General features: G+C 61.8%; 1 protein-coding gene. It reads left to right on the top strand.

The genetic code is table 11. The features are described from left to right. Nucleotides 1-26 precede the first annotated feature (26 nt). Nucleotides 27-228: S8 family serine peptidase (locus tag QP415_RS13260; protein ID WP_285100378.1), on the top strand; the 202-nt coding region annotated here is incomplete at its 3' end.

Here is a 228-nt window from a genome sequence, read left to right as displayed (position 1 = left end):
TCGAGATCATCGATACCACCTCGTCCATGCACGGCATGCACGTGGCCGGTATTGCCGCGGCGAACGGCCTGGATGAGGGGCAAACTTTTGCCACCACCGGACGGGTGGAAGGCATGGCCCCCAATGCCCAGCTGATGGCCATGAAGGTCTTTTCCAATGACCCGGCGCGTTCGCGCGGCGCGGCCGACGGCGATATTATTGCCGCCATTGAAGATTCCGTGAAGCTCG

The organism is Pauljensenia sp. UMB3104 (genome assembly GCF_030217285.1).
Taxonomy (GTDB): domain Bacteria; phylum Actinomycetota; class Actinomycetes; order Actinomycetales; family Actinomycetaceae; genus Pauljensenia.
The sequence above is the reverse complement of the archived record's forward strand: the minus strand, read 5'-3'. Positions and strand labels throughout refer to the sequence as shown.